The sequence below is a fragment of the Lysinibacillus sp. GbtcB16 genome, assembly GCF_019091145.1.
Lineage (GTDB): Bacteria > Bacillota > Bacilli > Bacillales_A > Planococcaceae > Lysinibacillus > Lysinibacillus fusiformis.
In genome coordinates this window covers 308,698-326,752 of the sequence record NZ_JAGXJV010000002.1, presented here as the reverse complement: position 1 = coordinate 326,752, position 18,055 = coordinate 308,698, and the positions used below count along the sequence as shown (strand labels likewise).

Here is an 18,055-nt window from a genome sequence, read left to right as displayed (position 1 = left end):
CTAGCTTCCTCCCTTAGACACATTTAACAATGGTCGAATATTTTTTAAGGCGTGAATTTGATCGTACGTAATGCGTCCATCGTAACCAATAAATGCACAAGTCATTTCTGCTTGATCGATTTCTTTCACATGCTCATCTGACATTGCTTCCACCTGATCAGCAATCATAATATGTGTAGCCTCAAATCGAGACGCGGCAATAATAGCTTCTTTATTGCCCTGCACACCAGCATGTACTATCCCTTTTAGTTTACCTAAGACATACACATTACCGCCAGCCTCAACCCGACCGTTTGGATTGACATTTCCTACAATGATAATGTCCCCTGATGAACGTAGAATCTGCCCTGATCTGACCACACCTAAATATGTATCTTGTTGACTTTCAATCATTTTCTGGTTGCTTTCATGGACAGTCAGTACTTCGCTTTGTACATTCGCTACAATGAGTTGCTCTGTTTCCTGCACAATATGAATAAGTTCATCGATCTGTTCATCAGTACAGTATCGATAGCCTAAGTATAATTGTACATCTACTTTACCATCGATACCGCCTTCTAACACTTTTTTCTTTAATTCTTCTACTAAATCGCTATAAGCACATTGGTCGTCAAGACGCAGTACAAATCCGTCCTTCGTTCCCTTCATATTAACTAATTGTTTTTTCATGAATGCCTCACCTCACGTTGTTCTTTGTTAAGAAACCTCACGTGCTCTCTGTAAGACACGCGCATTAATTAGATACTTGAAGGCCCAACCAAGAATCATTAAAAATAAAGCATTTGCAATGATTGTTGGCAGTAGTCGTGAACGTAAGAAATCCGATAAAGGTATTGCTGTAAAATCGATCAAGAAGAAAAATTGATAGAGTATAAATTCTAAAATGGCTACTAACACAACTGAAATAGTTGTTGTTACGACTAAGTGCTGATGTATAACTTTCACGATAGACCCTGCTAAAAAACATATAAGTGGATATAGAACTGAATATAATCCAATAATATCAATGTAAAACACATCATACAAGACACCAAAAAAAAGTCCATACATTACCGCGCGTTGACGGCTGTAATAGATGGAGATAAAAATGAGATATAAGATTAAAAAACGCGGTACTAGAAAATACACTTCTCCCTTAATTTCAATTGGAGAAAGCATCGCAAACTCTGGTTCTAGCAAGAATAGTAAAACCGCCACAGAAGGAATGAGAAAACGAACCATCATTCCGCCTCCTCTTCATTCGTATCTTGCGGGTTTGTTAAATCTTCGTTCGTTGAGCTGCCATCTGAACCATCAATGACTGTAGATGTACGTTTGGCAATAACAACATGCTCTAAAATCGAAAAATCAGCAGATGGTCTGACATATGCCATTTTGGTTAAGCCATGATCATCTGTACTAACCTCTGTAATTTCTCCGATAGGGACACCTTTAGGGAAAATACCTCCAAGTCCTGAAGAAACTACCTGCTCGCCTTCTTTAACCTTCAAACTAGAATCGATTCGCTTCATAATGAGTTCATTACGTTCTTCATCAAAGCCCTCGATTAAACCGTATGCTTCTTTTTCACCTAACACCATTGCAGAAACACGATAGTTAGGATTATTTGTATTTAAAAGCTCTACCTCAGAAGTGAAAGGCGTAACTAGTGTAATTTTCCCAACTAGCCCCTTCGCCGTCATAACTGCCATGTTTTTTTGAACTCCATGAGAAGATCCTTTGTCTAAAATGATTTTCTCTTCCCATTGGTCAGGGTTTCTAGCAATCACTGTTGCTTGAATAGGATTATATGCCTTTAAGCTCTCAGCTTTATCCAAAAGCTCACGAAGCTTTGTATTCTCTGATTTTAAATCCGTAGCCTCAGCTTGTACAACTGCAAAATCTTCTAGGCGTGCTTTTAAACGTTTATTTTCTTCGTACGTGTTTAAGAGGGAGTCAATACTATTAAAAATACCATTAACATAATTCGCCGGCTTCGCAACAAGCGATTGTGCGACGCCGACAGTATCTTTAATAATTTGCTCTGGTAAAGTAGCATTCGTCCGATCACGTAATGAGAAGCTAATCAATGCCACAAGAAAAACCATGCCTACGAGCAGCAAAATTACTTTCTTATTGAAAAAAAAATGTGGCATTGCCTAAACCTCCTTACCCTTTAACCTGTTGTTGACGAATTAAGTCCATATGATCTAAAGCTTTACCCGTACCAATTGCTACACAGTCTAAAGGATCTTCTGCGATAAATACCGGCATATTTGTTTCTTTACTAATCACTTTATCTAAGTTCGTTAATAGTGCGCCACCACCAGTTAAAACGATACCACGCTCCATAACGTCCGCAGATAATTCGGGAGGTGTCTGTTCTAATGTTTTTCGAACGCCATCAATAATGGATGAAACTGCTTCGCGTAATGACTCAGAAATTTCTTGTGAAGAGATTTCAATTGTTTTCGGTAAACCTGTTAGAAGGTCACGACCTCTAATTTCCATCTTTTCTTCTGGCCCTTCAGCTAATGCCGTACCAATTTCCATTTTTACCGCTTCTGCAGTACGTTCACCAATTGTTAAATTATACGTTTTACGGATATATGAAATGATAGATTGATCCATTGCGTCCCCACCAACACGTACGGACTCACTTGTTACAATACCGCCTAGCGAAATAACAGCTACTTCTGTTGTACCACCACCGATGTCAACTACCATTGACCCTGTTGGATCCCACACTGGTAAATTTGATCCGATCGCCGCTGCAAATGGCTCTTCGATTGTGAAAGCCTCTTTTGCGCCCGCTTGTCGAGCTGCATCAATAACCGCACGTTGTTCCACTGAAGTAATACCATAAGGCACACAAATCATAACATTTGGTTTTTTCCAATTGCCGCCAGAATTTTTAGAGGCTTCTCTTAAATAGTACTGAATCATTGCTGTTGTAATATCGAAATCAGCGATAACGCCATCTTTCATTGGGCGAATTGCTACGATTGAGCCAGGTGTACGACCAATCATATTTTTAGCATCATTACCAACGGCAACGATATCTCCTGTTTTCGTATTCTTTGCTACTACTGAAGGTTCACGTAAAACGATTCCCTTTCCTTTAATAAACACTAATGTATTCGCTGTGCCGAGGTCAATCCCGACATCTTTGCTTCCTAGTCCAAACAAATTGTGTACTCCCTTTCTATTTAAGCCATACTTTCGTTGACATCCATTATCTTTGACAGTCATGTATAGGAAATTGAATTGTATAAAAATACAATTGACTCCTCCTCAAAACCCATAGCACTCCGTCAAAGTTTTTATCTTCATCAGTTAGTGTTTCACACCTTGAAAAAACTACACACTTATTTAGCTCACCACCATTTTCGATGGGAGTCTTTCCTGAATCAAGATAAAATTCATACCGTTCATTATAACGGAAAAGCGCAAGAATTTGTAGTGTCACATACTTTATCTCACAGAAAAGATACTATTTTAATTCCCTCTTAAACTAAAAATAGTACGTATAGATTAGCATATAATTTTTATTCTCATAAGACAATGTGTATCAGGCTACCAATTTTTGTGAAGATAATATCAGTTTCTAGAATACATTAACGAATTGAATCGAAAAAGGTTCGCCATTAAACCACAAAAAAATACAAAAATTTTAGGAATATGCCACTAATGTCATAGCGCTAAAATATTTCGAATTTGTTCGTAATGCTTCTATAAGACATCAGCTCAAGATAAAAAAACTCTGCAAATTTCTTGCAGAGTTAAAAATACCCTTTTTCCTTCAAACTGATGAATTGATGATCGCCGATAATTACATGATCAATTAATTCAATCCCCATAATATAACCAGCCTCTTCAATTCTCTTTGTGACATCAATGTCCTCCGCACTAGGAGTCGGTACTCCACTAGGATGATTATGTGCACAAATAATTGAAGCAGCAGATCGCTTCACGGCTTCTCGAAAAATTTCCCTAGGGTGCACGATGGAGGCATTTAAACTACCTAAGAAAATCGTTTGTCTGTGAATAATTTGGTTTTTAATATTTAAAAAAAGAACAACAAAATGTTCCTGATTAAGTGAAGTCATATCAGGCATTAAATAAGCAGCAGCATCTTGTGGAGAACGAATAGTAAATTTCTCATCATTCTGCTTTTGAGCCAATCGTCGGCCAAGTTCAATGGCGGCTAATAATTGTATAGCCTTCACCTCACCGATCCCTTTAATAGCGACCATTTCTTCAATGGTTGCGTGTTTTAAATGATGGAGACGTTCAAAAACAGTTAATACTCGATTCGCGAGGACAAGAACCGATTCTTCTTTTGTGCCTGTCCTCAATAAAATAGCAAGTAGTTCTTGATTGGATAGACTTTCTGCCCCTTGTCGTATCAGTCTTTCACGAGGGCGATCTTCCAAATGAACATCACGTAACATCAACGTAGGCAAAGCCTTATCTAGCAAAAATGCTCACTCCTTCGCAAATTGGACAATTTGTAGGTTTACCAATTGCGAAAACAACGCTGCAAGTGGTAAGCCTACAACATTGTTGTAATCTCCTTCAATTCGTTTCACTAAAAGTGTGCCTATCGTCTGGATACCATAACCTCCTGCTTTATCGAAAGGGTCTCCAGAATCGACATAGGCTGCTATCAATTCCTTTGATAGAGGATGAAAAACAACCGTGGTTTCTTCCACAAAGATGTTTTCTTTCCCATTAGGTTCAATAATAGCGACCGCTGTCATCACAACATGTTCGCGATCAGATAAACGTAATAAATGAGCAATAGCTTCCTCACGAGATTTTGGTTTATGTAGCAGCTCATCATTGTCGACAACGATTGTATCAGCACCAATGATTGTTGCATTGGTTACTTTTTTCGCTACATCCCGTGTTTTTAAGAGAGCTACTCCTTTTACATATTCCTGCATTGAACTGGCTTGTACACTTGTTTCTTCAACTTCACTTGTCAGAACCTCAAAAGGAAGTCCTAACATATCAAGCAATTCCTTTCGTCTTGGTGAAGCAGAGGCAAGTATAAGTTTATGGTTTGTTTTTAACATGATCCGACCATCCTTCCTTATCCTTATGATACCGAAGAATGTTCGATTTGAAAATTTTCTAAAAATCAAGATAATAATGATTTTACTATCTTTTACTTTTAAAATTTCACTTGGAGACATGTATTTTTAGCCTGATAATGAGCAAATACTTGCAAACGGATGACGCTGACATCGTTGGAAATAGTAGAAGCTGCTGCTCCAATTGTCTGCCAATCCTCAGGTAAAGTTGAATCCTTCCCTTTTTCCTTAAAATTTAATTTTGTAGCATTTTTGTCTGCTAATGCAGTAGTCACCTCCGCAAGGGTTGGCTCCTTACAGCTATCACCACTGACACTAAATGCTTTTTTAAAGGTTGCGGGTTCCTGTAAAAATTTAAGCTGACTTTCTTCAATCTCCATGCTTGTCCAAATATAAAACTTGCCATCAACCTCAACAATTGCGCTCTCTTTTAATGCAGGGTATTCGGCAACAAATGCACTTGCACTCTCATAGTTTGAATACACGCCTGCTTGACTAGCATAAAACATAGGTGCATTTGATGTACTAGTGTTCTCACCGGCAGTAGGAATGGTTTCTGATTGTGATTGATTAGTGGCCACATCACTGCCATTATTCTTTATCGGTAACTGGGTACTGGCTTGTAAAACACCTAAAAAAATGGCAACACCTAACAAACCTACAAATCCACCAATAATCATTGCACGAAATATTTGTTTTTTCATTACATGACTTACAATTTTCATCCATCTATCACCTCATCCTTCCACCTATCCGTACACGTTTCAATAAAAACGAGATTTCAATATATAAAAGTATATGTAGAATTAGAAGTGTAAATGCGAATTTATTGAGATTTGATTCATAACAAAAACGGCATACATTCATAAAAAAACTAGGACTTCCAAATAGGAGTCCTAGTCATTTCATATTTTCAAGCTATTTCTTACTGCTGTTAATAAATATAATGAGCCCGATACGATCGTTCTTTGTTTGTTGTCTGATTGCACCTGTAAAAATTGTGCATAATCCACTAAGATATTTTTAGATGTCGCTTTGGAAAGCTCCAGCAAATTTTGCGCAGCCATCGCTCGTGGATTATCAAAATCAACGAAATAAAATTCATCACTAACTTGCTCTAACAGTCGAAGAATTTGTTGAACGTCTTTGTCTGCTAATATACCCACAACAAATGTGATTCGTTCCCCAGGAAACTCACCCTTAATCGTTTCTACTAATTTCTCAGCACTTGCCGGGTTATGCGCCCCATCGACAATCACAAATGGTATGATTTCTTCAAAACGACCTAAAATGGCGGCTTGTTTCACAGCTTTCTGAATTGCTGTTGGATTCACAGACACATTAAGTAATGCTGCCACTTCTAAGAATGCTGTAATAGCAAGTGCCATGTTATCGCCCTGATGAGCCCCTTTCATTGAACGTGTTAGATGGGAGAATTGGACATGTTGTTGGTCATTTCTGTAACAGTCTCCTTCAGCAAATGAGTGTAGTAAAAAATGATTACCTATTTCAAAAACTGCAGCTTTTTTATGAGCAGCCTCTTCATAAACAACACGCTTCGCTTCTTCTGGCAAATTACCGATAATGACAGGGCGATTTTGTTTAATAATACCTGCTTTATGATGCGCAATACTATTGATTGTATCACCTAGAAATTTTGTATGCTCTAGAGCGATGCTTGGAATAATGGATACGATGGGTGTTACTACATTTGTACTATCCAATGATCCTCCCATACCCGCTTCAATTAAAGAAATATCAACTTCTTTATTCACAAAATGTAAAAATGCTACTACAGTCAAAAGTTCAAAATCAGTTAGTTTCCCGCTTAATCCAGCCGCATGCATTTGACGAAAAACAGCATCCATATCCGCCTCGGTAATAGGTTGACCATCTATTTGAATTTGGTCGTGCACATCGACTATACAGGGTGACATAAATTTGCCTACACATAATTCATGCTCTTTGGCGATAGCCTCAAGGAAGGTTAATGTAGAGCCCTTCCCATTTGTGCCAGCCAAGTGTACGACATGTAAGGCTTGCTGAGGGTTTCCAGCTAATAGTAAAGCTTCCTCCATCGCCACAAGACCTGGTTTTATGACATCATCACTGTGGACAGCCCACTTCTTTTTATAATGATCAAATCCTGGTATCATCGTCCTTCCTCCTGTAGCCACTGGCGAACACCAGCAATGAAGTATAAAGAGCCTGTAATCACCACAACATCCTCTTCAGCTCTTTCACGTAGTACAGTTTGTACCGATTCCAGCCAATCCTCATAGTACGATTTATTGGCATTTGTTGATAACACGACTAAGTCTTCAGCAGGCATTGCATTAGGTAGATTGATTTGTGTAAAAGCAATCGACGTTGCAACATCATCCATTAGTGCAATGCTATTGGCATGATCCTTATCTGCTAATGCTGCATACACAAAACGATAATGGCTTTTTGGAAATACATGTTTGAGTGTTTGGATAAGTGCAGCCGTCCCTTCAGAATTATGGGCGCCATCTAAAACAATTTTTTGAGGCCATTGTTCGAAGCGGCCAGCCCAATGTGCATATCGAAGTCCATACCGAATGGATGAGTCTGATATAGTAATAGCTCCCCCTTCATGTAATGCAAGGATTGCTGTAATGGCCAGACTTGCATTGTTGATTTGATGGGGACCTGCCATTTTTAAAGCTATATCAGTCATCGCAATATTTCCTTTTTCATAGGTGAATTGTTGAACGTCTGTACTTTGTAATATATCTGAAACAGTAAAATCTTGTCCTAAAATGAAGCACGGTGCCTGCTGTGCATCCGCCGTTTCTTTAATAACAGCTAATGCTTCTTCATTGCTAACCCCTACAACAACTGGAACACCACTTTTTATGATGCCTGCCTTTTCAGAGGCAATCTTGGCAAATGTATCACCTAAAAAGGCCGTATGCTCAAGTGAAATGGTTGTAATAATGGCTAGTAGTGGCGTCACTATATTGGTCGCATCTAAACGCCCTCCAAGCCCCGTTTCAATAAGCGCTATATCAATTTCCTGATCGGCAAAAAACTGAAACATTATGAGTGTAACTACTTCAAAAAAGCTTGGAAAATTACCATTATATTGTTCTTCTATAATCTTAGCTAGTTTATTGAAATAGTATAAAAATCGTTCATCCGTAATCGACTCACCATTAATGGTCATTCGTTCATTGACTCGCTCTAAATGTGGGGAAGTAAATGCCCCTACTTGGTACCCAGCGTGCTGTAGCATTTCTCTAAGGGCATTCACTGTAGAACCTTTCCCATTTGAACCAGCCACATGAATCACGCGTAGTTTATTGTGGGGATTCTCTAAATGTGCTAGTACTTCTTTCATTAGTACAAGCGGTGCACGTTTATGATCAACGGCTTTTAGTGAAAAAATAAATTCCGTACATTCGTTCATTGTGTTAAACAAAAGAAACACTCCCTCTTACTGCAATATCTCTATTTTAGTACAAGTAACGTTTAATAACATAGATTAATTATAAAACAATAGAAAAAACACACAGCTAGCCACTGCGTGTTTGTAAAGTATTTTTGTTAATGTACTTGGTGAGCCCCTAGCAATGCACCCATATTGTCCAAAATGATTTTTGCATCATTGTTTAATAAAGGCATAATATCTGGACGTTGTACTAATTCAAAGGAGTTTTTTAATGTTCTTTTCAACATTGAAATATCAAAATTTGAGCAATACTCATTTATTTTATGAATGGTTAACATATCTGCCCGTGATAGTTTTGTACACTCCTGTTGAGTTTGCCTATTGGCTAACACATGTTTAATAAGCACACGCGCACTTGTGTTTAATAAACGATAATATTTCGCTTCTGATAATTTCAATAGATTTGTTTCAATCAATACCCTTGCACTAACAAAATCTAAGTCATCACATGCTTTATTGACTTTCGTAATATAGGTTGTCATATTACCTGTCATTTTCACATCTCCATTCATACCATAAACCCGAAAAAAGCCATTGCTTTGGTATTGCGATTCCATTACAGACCATTTCTTTTCCGTCAACATAATATTGTGTTAGGTTTTGTTTCCTACTATAATAATAACCACCATCACCTATTAGACTAATTATTCTAAATAGTACTACATATATTTACCCATTTCAACACATAACTTTTGCTCTATATAAAAAAGCAATGGATGACTTTAGCGTCATCCATTGCTCTACTATTACATATTTTTTAATTCCTCTAAACGTTTTAATACAACCGCGTGCTTACTTTCATAATCCGCTAATTTTTCACGTTCTACATTTACTAATGCCTCAGGTGCTTTCGATACGAACTTTTCATTTGAAAGCTTACCTGTCACTAACTTCACTTCTTTTGCCCATTTCTCTAACTCTTTTTCAAGACGAGCGATTTCTTCCTCTAAGTTAATAAGCCCAACAAGCGGTAGGAAGACTTGTGCACCTGTAATAACCGCTGTCATCGATTGCCCTGGTGCCTCTAAGCCTTCACCAATTGTTAACGTATCTGGGTTACAGAATTTCTCTAAATAGGCTTTATTCGCTTCAAGTACTGCCACTGTTTCAGCATCTTTCGCAGAGATAAATAACGGTACTTTTTTGCTCATTGGCGTGTTTACTTCCGCACGAATATTACGTACTGAACGTATAATATCCATTAGGAGCTTCATATTATCTGCTTCATCAGCAAAATGAAGATCCGTGCGTACTGTTGGCCATGCAGCCACTGTAATCGATTCACCATCATGCGGTAAGTGTTGCCAGATTTCCTCTGTAATAAATGGCATAAATGGATGCAATAGACGCATCGTTTGATCGAGTACGTACGCTAAAATAGAACGAGTTGTCTTTTTAGCTGTTTCATCCTCACCGTATAATGGTAATTTTGCCATTTCAATATACCAAGAACAGAAATCATCCCAAATGAAATTATAAAGTTCGCGGCCAACTTCACCAAATTCATAGCGCTCTGCCAGAGATGTTACACGTTCAATCGTCTCATTTAAGCGAGTTAAAATCCATTTGTCAGCAACCGATTTTTCACCTGTTAAGTCGATTTCATCATATGTCATTCCATCCATATTCATAAGGGCAAAACGGGATGCATTCCAAATCTTATTAGAGAAATTCCATACAGCCTCTACCTTCTCAGTAGTATAACGTAAATCTTGACCAGGTGATGAACCTGTTGCTAAGAAGTAGCGTAATGAGTCTGCACCGTATTGCTCAATAACATCCATTGGATCTACACCATTGCCAAGTGACTTACTCATTTTACGCCCTTCACCATCACGAACTAAACCATGAATTAATACATCTTTGAATGGACGTTGTTCTGTAAATTCAAGACCTTGGAAAATCATTCGAGATACCCAGAAGAAAATAATATCATAGCCTGTTACGAGCGTATTAGTTGGGTAGTAACGTTTATATTCTTCATTTGCCTCGTCTGGCCAGCCCATTGTAGAAAATGGCCATAGTGCTGAAGAGAACCATGTATCTAATACATCCTCATCTTGTGTCCAATTGTCTGCATCAGCCGGTGCTTCTTTTCCTACGTAAATTTCACCTGTTTCATTATGGTACCAAGCCGGGATTTGATGGCCCCACCATAATTGGCGAGAAATACACCAATCACGAATATTCTCCATCCAGCGAGAATAAGTATTTTCAAAACGAGCTGGAACAAAGTTCACTTTACCTTCTTGGTCTTTTTGAAGCTCTAATGAAGAATCTGCAAGTGGTTGCATTTTAACGAACCATTGTGCTGAAAGATATGGCTCTACAACAGCACCCGAACGTTCAGAATGCCCTACTGAATGCATATGTTCTTCAATGCGTATTAATACACCTGCTTCTTGTAGATCAGCAACAATTTGCTTACGACATTCAAAACGATCCATACCGTTGTATTTGCCAGCAAGTTCGTTCATTGTACCATCTTCATTCATCACGAGGATACGCTCAAGATTGTGACGATTACCAACTTCAAAGTCATTTGGATCATGGGCAGGTGTCATTTTTACAACCCCTGTTCCAAATTCCATATCAACATAGTCATCTGCTACAATCGGAATTTCGCGACCTACAATCGGTAAAATAACCGTTTTACCAATTAAATGCTGATAACGTTCATCTTCCGGGTGAACAGCTACTCCAGAGTCACCAAGCATCGTTTCAGGACGTGTTGTCGCAACTTCTACATATCCTGAGCCATCAGCTAAAGGATATTTCATATGATAGAAGGCACCCTGCACATCTTGGTAAATAACCTCGATATCAGACAATGCTGTTTTAGCAGCTGGATCCCAGTTAATAATGCGTTCACCACGATAGATTAGGCCTTTTTCATATAATTGAACAAAAACTGTATTAACTGCCTCCGAAAGACCTTTATCAAGTGTGAAACGCTCACGTGTGTAGTCTAATCCAAGGCCAAGCTTTGCCCATTGATCACGGATATGCCCAGCATATTCTTCTTTCCATTCCCATGTTTTCTCGAGGAATTTTTCACGTCCTAAATCATAACGTGTAATATTATCCTCACGTAGCTTTGCTTCTACTTTTGCCTGTGTAGCAATACCTGCATGGTCCATACCTGGTAACCAAAGTGCATCATATCCTTGCATACGTTTCATACGGATAAGGATATCTTGTAAAGTTGTATCCCATGCATGACCAAGGTGTAATTTACCTGTTACGTTCGGTGGTGGAATAACGATTGAATAGGGTTCTTTCCCGCTTTCTGGCTGTGCCTCAAAAAATTTCCCTTGCAACCACCATTCGTAGCGACCGGCTTCAATGGACTGTGGGTCATATTTAGTTGGCATTGAAATGTTTTCTGTCATATTGACTCCTCCTAATGTTTGAAGACTATTGATAAAGCAATCACTTTACCAAATAAAAAAACTCCTCTCGTCTAAAAGGACGAAGGAGTTTTAGTTCGCGGTACCACCTTTAATTCCAGCAGCGGTTAAGGAAATGATCATCGAATACATTTCTTAGCCTTATCTACTGGCTCTTAATTCGGTAACGGTGTTTAACCGGCTTTAACTACTGTTAGTTCACTAAAGCTGCTCAAGGGCTACCTTCAATTAAGTACAAATAGAAACTTCTCAGCTACCGTTTCCTCTCTGAAAATGTAAACATAATTTACTCTTCCCTATCATAGCATCTGTATTTGATTTTCCTTATTGTACCGCAGAAACGTGTAATTTTTCAAGTGATTTAGTCATCTTTTAATAAGAGTAAAGTAAATAGAAAAGGAAGTGAATAATCAAATGCGTCGACGCAAGTATAACCCCTGGCTTTTACCACCTTGGATAAGGCAAGTTCGTTTTTACTGTAGAACGATTATCGTGCCGATTTGTTGTTTTCAATTTATCCGTGTCATTATTGTTCCAACATCCGGTGATTTAGTTTTCTTATTACTCTTGCTACTTCTCAGCTATTTACTTTTGAAAGACATCATTTGATACACGAACTTTAAGCGGTGTATATTCTTCAGTTAGATCCCAAATCATCGAAGGCACTTCATGCCAAGAGCTGGACTCACGTACAACAATATGACTTGAGGATTCTCTCAAAATTGTTTTTTGGTCAACTGTTGGAGTCTTCACTTGGTGTGAAGCTGCTACTACTGCGGTAGTTTGTTTTTTCACTTGCATACTTTCCTCTGGCACAGTAAGTACCTCTTCATGTTCATAGGCACTGGCAGTAAAGGACTGATTTTCTAATACATGGTCATTTTCAACAACTGGCTCGTATTCGTTAAAGATGCTTGTGACTGTCCATTCAAGCTGACATTTCTGATTCGTCAAGCTTGGGCGAATATCTTTGACCATAATATCCTTAAGGTTTGATTCCTTTGGTAGATCGACATGTAATGGCACGGCATACTCAAAATAACCTGTATCTCCTTGGACATCTAGGGCATCAATTGAAATTAAATCTTCCTCGCCTGTAAAAGCTTGCATATTTTGAAAATCGAAGCGTACATGTGCGGTGATATGATAGATGCCTACTAGTCGTAGTGAATCCTCTAACTGCATTGCCTGCCACTGTGGCTTAATTTGCACAGCTGCTATTTCTGTTGGGCAGCCGTACCCAGGAAAACAAAATGTTTCACTCATATTCCAAGTTTTGTGTTCGATAATAATCCCTCCCTTTGCATCATATGACTTATGAGGGGATAGTATGCTAGAAAGCTTCCTATTCAACCGTATGAAAAAAGAGGAAATTCATATAAAAATGGCATGCTAGAACATTACTTCTAGCATGCCATTTTTATGAATGTACTTACATCCATTAAACATGTACTAATTTGATTTTATTTGCTACACGATCTGTTAACATTTGCGTTGCCTTTGGTACAATCGGTTTGAAAATTGGATTTAAAACAGGACCAGCTAATCCGCCAGCAATAACCTCTAAGAAGCCTGTCATTTTTGTGTTTTCAGCATCGATGCTTTCTGCCAGGAAATAGCCATTTCCTGTGAAATTATCCGAAAGGCCTTTAAGTTCAAATGTCACTTTGGACGGGGATACCCACTCTAAAATAATAATTTCTACTTCAACTGTTTTTTTCAGAACTCCCACATTTCCTTTAAAAGTCCATGTTGAATGTTTGTCATCAATCATTTCATGTGCGTTATAACCTGGGACAAGCTTTGCCCATTTCTCCATATCACTGACGAAATCCCATACATGTTCAATTCCTACGGGTACTTCGACCGTATGTGTGCCTGTTGCCATATCAATTCACTACTTTCTTTTATGAATAGCTATATTATAAACGATATCGTCCACATTTTGGCTATGCTGAAAGATATAATTTTGACAAAAGCAGGTCCTTCATCCAGTATAGATGATTGTCCTTGGTAGTTAATATATGCTATCTTTTCTCTTTTGTTCTTTTATTGCTCAAGTACTACAATGACTTCTAACTTATGTATACAAAAGGGCATGCTAGATTTTTTTCTAGCATGCCCTATCAATTTTACTTAGCTAATTGTGCAAATACTTTATGGAAGGCATCCACCGTTTTTGCGATATGCTCCTCTGTATGTGCAGTAGAGATAAATAACCCTTCAAACTGAGACGGTGGTAGGAAAATTCCTTCCTCAGCCATCAGACGGAAGTATTCAGCAAATAAGGCTAAATCCGATGATTTAGCAGTTGCAAAATCAATGACCTCTTCATTCGTAAAGAAGAAGCCAATCATAGAACCTGCACGATTAACAGTGTGAGGAATATTGTACTTCGTCGCCGCTTCACGGAAACCAGCCTCTAGCTGATCGCCTAGTTGTTTAAAGTATTCATAAGTACTGTGATCTAAACGTGATAGCGTTTCATAGCCCGCTGTCATAGCTAATGGATTCCCTGAAAGTGTACCAGCTTGATAAATCGGTCCAGCTGGTGCTACTTGCTCCATAATTTTTTTAGTACCAGCAAACGCACCCACTGGAAGGCCTCCGCCAATTACTTTCCCTAGCGTCGTAATATCAGGTGTGACTCCGAAATAACCTTGTGCACAACCAAAATCAACACGGAAGCCCGTCATAACCTCATCAAAGATTAATAACGCACCATGTGTAGTTGTTAATTCGCGTAAGCCTTCTAAGAAACCTGATTGTGGAGGTACAACACCCATGTTCCCTGCAACTGGCTCTACAATAACTGCTGCTAACTCTGCACCAAATTTTTCAAAAACAGCTTTAGCGCCTTCTAAATCATTATAGGCTACAGTTAACGTATTACGAGCGATATCTGCAGGTACGCCAGGGCTATCAGGAAGACCCAATGTAGCAACTCCAGATCCTGCTTTAATTAATAATGAATCACCATGGCCATGATAAGAGCCTTCAAATTTTAAAATCTTATCACGACCTGTAACACCGCGTGCTACACGTAATGCAGACATAGTAGCTTCTGTCCCCGAAGAAACGAAGCGAATCATTTCCATGCCTGGAAGACGATCTAACACTAATTGAGCTAAACGATTTTCTGTATAGCTTGGTGCACCAAAGGAAGAGCCTTTTGCTGCAGTTTCAGCAATCGCTTTGACAACCTCTGGATGTGTATGCCCTAAAATGAGTGGGCCCCAAGATAATACATAATCTATATATTCATTACCATCAATATCTTTAATGATAGCCCCATGGCCTGATTCCATGAAAATTGGGTCCATATTTACTGATTTGAATGCACGAACGGGGCTATTGACACCACCTGGCATTAACTGAACAGCTTCAGCATAGGCTTGCTTTGATTTTTCGTAAGAACGTGTCATTTATTTCTCCTCCAACCAACGTGCAACATCTTTTGCATGATACGTAATAATTAAATCAGAACCTGCACGTTTCATGCCTAATAATGTTTCAAGCACAACTTTTTTCTCTTCAATCCACCCATTAATAGCAGCTGCTTTAATCATCGCATACTCACCTGAGACATTATACGCAACAAGTGGTAATGGATAATTATTTTTCATATCTCGAATAATATCTAAATAACTTAGGGCTGGCTTAACAATTAAGAAATCCGCTCCCTCTTCGATATCAGATTCTGCCTCACGGAATGCCTCTAAACGGTTTGATGGGTCCATTTGATAGGATTTACGATCACCAAATTGTGGAGCACCATCTGCCGCGTCACGGAATGGGCCATAGTAACTTGACGCATATTTCACAGCATATGACATGATTGGAATATGCTCAAAGCCTGCTTCATCAAGACCAGCTCGAATGGCTGCAACAAAACCATCCATCATATTAGATGGAGCAATTATATCTGCGCCTGCCTTTGCTTGTGATACTGCTGTACGAGCTAAAACATCTAATGAAGGGTCATTTAAAATTTGATCGCCTTCAATTAAGCCACAATGACCATGATCCGTAAACTCACATAAGCATGTATCTGCAATGACTAAAAGCTCAGGGTGACGCGTTTTAATTAAGCGAGTCGCCTCTTGGACAATACCATGATCATGGAATGCACCAGTTCCAACAGCATCTTTTTCAGCCGGTAAACCAAATAATATTACAGCTGGGATTCCTAATGCAACAACCTCATCAATTTCTGCTTCTAGCTTATCTAATGAAAATTGAAAAACACCAGGCATAGATGGTACTTCATTTTTAATATTTTCGCCCTCTATTACAAAAATAGGATAAATCAGGTCCTCTTTATGTAAGTATGTTTCTTTTACCATTGATCGCATCGTTGCATTGGCACGCAAACGACGATGTCTTTGAAATTGTAGTTTTGTCATGATTTGTCCCCTACTTTCATTAATTCTTCGATGACTGCTTGCATTGTATATACACTTGGCATAATATCCACAGTTGCACCGTATTGTTCAAGAGCTGCTTCCGTAATATGGCCGATGGCTGCAACCCTAGTTGCTTGCCATCCAACATGTACTGCTACACTTTTTGCATATACATCAACAGCTGAAGGACTAGCAAAAATCACTGTGACGTCCTCATTGCGATGAATGCAATTAATAATAGCTGATGTTTGATCATGTCGTTCTACCGTTTCATAAACTGTCCATTCTTTCAAATTAAAGGGCAGTCCATCCTTCAACGTACTTTTCGCCTTTTCTCCACGAATAAACAGACAACTCGGATGGTCGCCAGCTATACTTGGAAATTCCTTGACGAAAACATCAGCACTAAATATGGAAGGCATAAAGCTCACTTGAAATCCTAGATTTTCTAACGCTGTAGTTGTTTTTGTCCCAATGGAAGCAATTTTCGCTTGAAAATTTTTGGCACTTAATTGATGCCGCTCCATCTTATTAGCAAAGGCATCTACAGCATTTTGACTCGTAAAGATAACCCAGTCAAATTGAAGCGCACTATTCAACAGTTTTGCATCATCGTTGTCCATACGTTCGCATGTTTCAATTAATGGGGCAATTACTGCATGGCCACCTAAAGCTGCAATATCATCTACAATAGCTGTTGTTTTAGATGTACCTGTTAAAAGTACCGTTTTACCTCTTAAAGGTAAATCATTTTGCATCTTGCTCTGCCTTCACACGTTGAATTAAATCGAAAGCTCCTTGTTTCGTTAAAATAGTAGCCAGCTCTTCCCCTATTTTTTTTGCGTCTGAACCAACTACTGTTTCTTTATATACAACTGATGCATCAGGTGCAGCAACAAGGCCTGTTAAAGTAATTTCATCCCCATTTGATGTGGCATAGCCAGCGATTGGTACTTGGCACCCGCCATCCATAGCCGCCAAGAATGCTCGTTCTGCATGTGCCTCTTGCCATGTTAATTGGTCTGTTAATTTAGCTAACTCGGCTAATAGCTCGGTATCATCTCCACGGCATTCAATACCAAGAGAACCTTGTGCTACGGCTGGCAAACAATCTTCCACTGATAAAAATTCAGTGACAACATCTTCACTCCAACCAAGTCGTTTTAAACCGGCTGCTGCTAAAATAATCGCGTCATATTCTTCGGTTTCAAGCTTAGCTAAACGTGTATCAACGTTTCCTCTAATCCATTTAATTTCAAGATCCGGACGTACTGTTAGTAGCTGTGCACTACGTCGTAAAGAACTTGTCCCGACGACAGCTCCTGCAGGAAGATCAGCAAATTTAACATGTCCCTTCGAAATAAATGCGTCACGTGCATCTTCACGTGGAGGAATACAGCCAATTACTAAACCTTCCGGCAATACAGCAGGCATATCTTTCATAGAATGGACAGCAAAATCAATCTCTTTATCGTAAAGGGCTTGTTCAATTTCTTTAACGAACAATCCTTTTCCCCCTACCTTTGAAAGCTGTACATCTAAAATTTGATCACCTTTTGTCACGATTTCTTTTACTTCAAATTCAAATGGAGCACCAGCAGCCTTTAATTCATTAATGAACCAATTTGTTTGCGTTAGTGCTAGCTTACTTCTCCTAGAACCTACAATAATTTTTCTCAACAGTCT

17 protein-coding genes and 1 other annotated feature are annotated in these 18,055 nt (G+C 38.8%); all 17 genes read right to left on the bottom strand.

Features of this window, described 5'->3' with window-relative positions:
• Complete coding sequence (minC, locus tag KVT27_RS13460) at positions 1 to 669, bottom strand: septum site-determining protein MinC (RefSeq protein WP_008180702.1); 669 nt, start codon at positions 667 to 669, stop codon at positions 1 to 3.
• A 27-nt stretch (positions 670 to 696) separates the two neighbouring features.
• Complete coding sequence (gene mreD / locus KVT27_RS13455) at positions 697 to 1,221, bottom strand: rod shape-determining protein MreD (RefSeq protein ID WP_080709101.1); 525 nt, start codon at positions 1,219 to 1,221, stop codon at positions 697 to 699.
• Positions 1,221 to 2,135 (bottom strand): rod shape-determining protein MreC, encoded by a 915-nt coding sequence (gene mreC / locus KVT27_RS13450; RefSeq protein ID WP_036119251.1) that lies wholly within the window; start codon positions 2,133 to 2,135, stop codon positions 1,221 to 1,223. Before mreC ends, mreD begins: the two co-directional genes overlap by 1 nt.
• A 13-nt stretch (positions 2,136 to 2,148) precedes the next feature.
• Complete coding sequence (locus tag KVT27_RS13445) at positions 2,149 to 3,168, bottom strand: rod shape-determining protein (protein ID WP_008180696.1); 1,020 nt, start codon at positions 3,166 to 3,168, stop codon at positions 2,149 to 2,151.
• Positions 3,169 to 3,761: 593 nt separating this feature from the next.
• Complete coding sequence (gene radC / locus KVT27_RS13440; RefSeq protein WP_217581524.1) at positions 3,762 to 4,433, bottom strand: RadC family protein; 672 nt, start codon at positions 4,431 to 4,433, stop codon at positions 3,762 to 3,764.
• A 33-nt stretch (positions 4,434 to 4,466) separates the two neighbouring features.
• Complete coding sequence (locus KVT27_RS13435) at positions 4,467 to 5,060, bottom strand: Maf family protein (RefSeq protein ID WP_036119258.1); 594 nt, start codon at positions 5,058 to 5,060, stop codon at positions 4,467 to 4,469.
• A gap of 98 nt (positions 5,061 to 5,158) precedes the next feature.
• Positions 5,159 to 5,803 carry a hypothetical protein gene (locus KVT27_RS13430; protein ID WP_217581465.1) on the bottom strand — a complete coding sequence of 215 codons (645 nt, stop codon included), beginning with the start codon at positions 5,801 to 5,803 and terminating at the stop codon, positions 5,159 to 5,161.
• A 180-nt stretch (positions 5,804 to 5,983) separates the two neighbouring features.
• Positions 5,984 to 7,234 carry a bifunctional folylpolyglutamate synthase/dihydrofolate synthase gene (locus tag KVT27_RS13425; protein ID WP_217581464.1) on the bottom strand — a complete coding sequence of 417 codons (1,251 nt, stop codon included), beginning with the start codon at positions 7,232 to 7,234 and terminating at the stop codon, positions 5,984 to 5,986.
• The gene (locus KVT27_RS13420) at positions 7,231 to 8,511 is read right to left on the bottom strand and encodes a bifunctional folylpolyglutamate synthase/dihydrofolate synthase (protein ID WP_217581523.1); all 1,281 of its coding nucleotides are present in this window, start codon (positions 8,509 to 8,511) and stop codon (positions 7,231 to 7,233) included. Before KVT27_RS13420 ends, KVT27_RS13425 begins: the two co-directional genes overlap by 4 nt.
• A 137-nt stretch (positions 8,512 to 8,648) precedes the next feature.
• A complete protein-coding gene (locus tag KVT27_RS13415; protein ID WP_225316122.1) occupies positions 8,649 to 9,137 on the bottom strand; it encodes a hypothetical protein in 489 nt (162 codons plus the stop codon).
• Positions 9,138 to 9,299: 162 nt separating this feature from the next.
• Complete coding sequence (locus KVT27_RS13410; protein ID WP_217581463.1) at positions 9,300 to 11,945, bottom strand: valine--tRNA ligase; 2,646 nt, start codon at positions 11,943 to 11,945, stop codon at positions 9,300 to 9,302.
• A 72-nt stretch (positions 11,946 to 12,017) separates the two neighbouring features.
• Positions 12,018 to 12,275: a binding site (T-box leader), on the bottom strand.
• A gap of 273 nt (positions 12,276 to 12,548) precedes the next feature.
• The gene (locus tag KVT27_RS13405; RefSeq protein ID WP_036119274.1) at positions 12,549 to 13,229 is read right to left on the bottom strand and encodes a hypothetical protein; all 681 of its coding nucleotides are present in this window, start codon (positions 13,227 to 13,229) and stop codon (positions 12,549 to 12,551) included.
• Positions 13,230 to 13,404: 175 nt separating this feature from the next.
• Positions 13,405 to 13,851, bottom strand: a complete 447-nt coding sequence (locus KVT27_RS13400) for an SRPBCC family protein (protein ID WP_036119276.1) — start codon at positions 13,849 to 13,851, stop codon at positions 13,405 to 13,407.
• Positions 13,852 to 14,095: 244 nt separating this feature from the next.
• A complete protein-coding gene (hemL, locus tag KVT27_RS13395; protein ID WP_036119279.1) occupies positions 14,096 to 15,388 on the bottom strand; it encodes a glutamate-1-semialdehyde 2,1-aminomutase in 1,293 nt (430 codons plus the stop codon).
• On the bottom strand, positions 15,389 to 16,369 hold the full coding sequence (gene hemB / locus KVT27_RS13390; protein ID WP_036119282.1) for a porphobilinogen synthase: 981 nt from the start codon (positions 16,367 to 16,369) through the stop codon (positions 15,389 to 15,391).
• Positions 16,366 to 17,127, bottom strand: coding sequence for a uroporphyrinogen-III synthase (locus KVT27_RS13385; protein ID WP_036119285.1), 762 nt, complete (start codon positions 17,125 to 17,127; stop codon positions 16,366 to 16,368). The genes hemB and KVT27_RS13385 overlap by 4 nt, the downstream gene beginning before the upstream one ends.
• Positions 17,117 to 18,049: a hydroxymethylbilane synthase gene (hemC, locus tag KVT27_RS13380; RefSeq protein WP_036220606.1), complete on the bottom strand. Its 933-nt coding sequence runs from the start codon at positions 18,047 to 18,049 to the stop codon at positions 17,117 to 17,119. The genes KVT27_RS13385 and hemC overlap by 11 nt, the downstream gene beginning before the upstream one ends.
• Between the last annotated feature and the right edge of the window lie 6 nt (positions 18,050 to 18,055).

Excerpts from the sequence above, each read along its gene's own strand:
- KVT27_RS13415 (WP_225316122.1), bottom strand. The coding sequence starts at position 9,137 with ATGTTGACGGAAAAGAAATGGTCTGTAATGGAATCGCAATACCAAAGC.
- hemL (WP_036119279.1), bottom strand. The coding sequence starts at position 15,388 with ATGACACGTTCTTACGAAAAATCAAAGCAAGCCTATGCTGAAGCTGTT.
- minC (WP_008180702.1), bottom strand. The coding sequence starts at position 669 with ATGAAAAAACAATTAGTTAATATGAAGGGAACGAAGGACGGATTTGTA.
- KVT27_RS13420 (WP_217581523.1), bottom strand. The coding sequence starts at position 8,511 with ATGAACGAATGTACGGAATTTATTTTTTCACTAAAAGCCGTTGATCAT.
- KVT27_RS13400 (WP_036119276.1), bottom strand. The coding sequence starts at position 13,851 with ATGGCAACAGGCACACATACGGTCGAAGTACCCGTAGGAATTGAACAT.
- KVT27_RS13435 (WP_036119258.1), bottom strand. The coding sequence starts at position 5,060 with ATGTTAAAAACAAACCATAAACTTATACTTGCCTCTGCTTCACCAAGA.
- mreD (WP_080709101.1), bottom strand. The coding sequence starts at position 1,221 with ATGGTTCGTTTTCTCATTCCTTCTGTGGCGGTTTTACTATTCTTGCTA.
- KVT27_RS13425 (WP_217581464.1), bottom strand. The coding sequence starts at position 7,234 with ATGATACCAGGATTTGATCATTATAAAAAGAAGTGGGCTGTCCACAGT.
- radC (WP_217581524.1), bottom strand. The coding sequence starts at position 4,433 with ATGTTACGTGATGTTCATTTGGAAGATCGCCCTCGTGAAAGACTGATA.
- KVT27_RS13430 (WP_217581465.1), bottom strand. The coding sequence starts at position 5,803 with ATGAAAATTGTAAGTCATGTAATGAAAAAACAAATATTTCGTGCAATG.
- KVT27_RS13385 (WP_036119285.1), bottom strand. The coding sequence starts at position 17,127 with ATGCAAAATGATTTACCTTTAAGAGGTAAAACGGTACTTTTAACAGGT.
- hemB (WP_036119282.1), bottom strand. The coding sequence starts at position 16,369 with ATGACAAAACTACAATTTCAAAGACATCGTCGTTTGCGTGCCAATGCA.
- KVT27_RS13410 (WP_217581463.1), bottom strand. The coding sequence starts at position 11,945 with ATGACAGAAAACATTTCAATGCCAACTAAATATGACCCACAGTCCATT.
- KVT27_RS13405 (WP_036119274.1), bottom strand. The coding sequence starts at position 13,229 with ATGAGTGAAACATTTTGTTTTCCTGGGTACGGCTGCCCAACAGAAATA.
- mreC (WP_036119251.1), bottom strand. The coding sequence starts at position 2,135 with ATGCCACATTTTTTTTTCAATAAGAAAGTAATTTTGCTGCTCGTAGGC.